This is a genomic window from Gryllotalpicola sp. CP2-P1 (assembly GCF_057512245.1).
In genome coordinates this window covers 1-2040 of sequence record NZ_JBLRDT010000322.1, presented here as the reverse complement: position 1 = coordinate 2040, position 2040 = coordinate 1, and the positions used below count along the sequence as shown (strand labels likewise).

General features: G+C 73.1%; 2 protein-coding genes. Both read left to right on the top strand.

Annotation, left to right across the window (positions count from 1 at the left end; genetic code table 11):
• A partial coding sequence (locus tag ACM2XV_RS14765; protein WP_487027484.1) for an L-aspartate oxidase occupies nucleotides 1–1124 on the top strand: 1124 nt, incomplete at its 5' end.
• Entirely contained in the window at nucleotides 1118–1972 is an 855-nt protein-coding gene (gene nadC, locus ACM2XV_RS14760) for a carboxylating nicotinate-nucleotide diphosphorylase (RefSeq protein WP_487027483.1), read from the top strand. The genes ACM2XV_RS14765 and nadC, both read left to right, overlap by 7 nt.
• Nucleotides 1973–2040 lie beyond the last annotated feature (68 nt).

Genomic DNA, 2040 nt, shown 5'->3' with positions numbered 1-2040 from the left:
CGGCGCTCGCCGAGCTCGTCGTCGAGGACGGCCGCGTGGTGGGCGTCGAGCTCGCGACGGGTGAGATCGAGGGGGCGGATGCCGTCGTGCTCGCCACCGGCGGAGCGGGGCAGCTCTACAGCCACACCACGAACCCGCGGGTCGCGACCGGCGACGGCGTCGCCGCCGCGTGGCGCGCGGGAGCCGAGCTCGCCGATGCGGAGTTCTACCAGTTCCACCCCACGGCGCTCGCGGCCCCCGGGTCGTTCCTGATCTCCGAGGCGGTGCGCGGCGAGGGCGCGGTGCTGCGGAACGCCCGCGGCGAGCGCTTCATGCTCGACGTGCACCCCGACGCCGAGCTCGCACCGCGTGACATCGTGGCACGGGGAATCGCCACCGAGATGGCCGCGCAGGGCGGGGCGCCGGTCGTGCTGGACGCGACCGCGCTCGGGGCATCCGCTCTCGCTCGCCGCTTCCCGACGATCGACGCGCACGTGCGCGCGGCAGGCCTCGACTGGGCGCGCGAGCCCATTCCGGTCACGCCGGCTGCACACTACTGGATGGGCGGGATCGCGACGGATGCGTCGGGCCGCACGAGTCTGCCGGGGCTGTGGGCCGCGGGCGAGTGCGCGTCGACGGGGGTGCACGGCGCGAACCGGCTCGCGTCGAACTCGCTGCTCGAGGCGGCGGTCTTCGCGCACCGCGCCGTGGCCGACCTCTTCGCGACCCCCGCCGGCCACGCCGGTCGAGTAGCGACGAAGGAGCGTATCGAGACCCTTTCCTCGCCAGGAGAGGGTCTGGTCTCGGTACGCTCGGCTGCGCGCGAGCTACTCGACCCGGCGGATACGGTCGCAGAGCGACCTACTCAACCAACGGGCCGTAGGCAACTGCAGGAGCTCATGTGGGCGTACGCCGGGGTGCAGCGCTCGGGCGAGGGGCTGCGGCATGCGGCATCCGTTCTCAGCTCCTGGCGTACCGACGATCTCGAAGACCGCAACCTGCTCGACCTCGCCCGCGTGGTCGTCGACTCTGCGCTCGCGCGCGAGGAGTCGCGGGGCGCGCACTACCGCACCGACTTCCCCACCCCGAGACCCGAGCTCGCCGAGCGCCGCCGGCGCGCCCGAGAAGGAGCACCCGCATGCTGACCAGCCAGATCATCGACGCCGCGGTCGCGGCCGCTCTGCACGAGGATGCCCCGTGGGGCGACGCGACGAGCGAAGCCGTCATTCCGGCCGGGGCGACCGCGACCGCGCGCCTCGTCGCCCGCGAATCGGGCGTCTTCAGCGGCGGCGAGGTGTTCGCCGCGGCCATGCGCCTCGTCGACCCGGCGATCATCACGACCCTCGAGCTGCCCGACGGCGAGTTCTTCTCGATCGGCAAGGTGCTCGCCGAGGTGAGCGGGCCGGCCCGCTCGGTGCTGACCGCAGAACGGGTCGCGCTGAACTTCGTGCAGCGCATGAGCGGCATCGCGACGCTGACGGCGCGCTACGTGGACGCCGTGACGGGCACGCGGGCGCGCATCGTCGACACCCGCAAGACGACCCCGGGGCTGCGGCCGTTCGAGCGGCACGCCGTCGTCAACGGCGGCGGGCACAACCACCGCTACTCGCTGTCGGACGCCGTGCTCGTCAAGGACAACCACCTCGCCGTGCTCACGGCCGGCGGCCTGTCGGTGACCGATGCGCTGCGCGAGGTGCGCGCCCGCATCGGCCACACGGTGCACCTCGAGGTCGAGGTCGATCGCGTCGATCAGATCGAGGCGGTGCTCGCCGCCGGCGTCGACACGATCATGCTCGACAACTTCTCGCTCGACGAGCTGCGGGCCGGCGTCGCGCTCGTGCACGACCGGGCGAACATCGAGGCGTCGGGCGGTGTGAACCTCGACACCGTGCGCGGCATCGCCGAGACCGGCGTCGACCTCATCTCTGTCGGCGCGCTCACGCACTCGATGCGCTCGCTCGACCTCGGGCTGGACGTGGTGCTGTCGCGATGAGCGCCGCATGATCCTGCTCGACGCGGCCGCGACGACGCCCGTGCGGCGCACGGCGCTCGAGGCGGCGT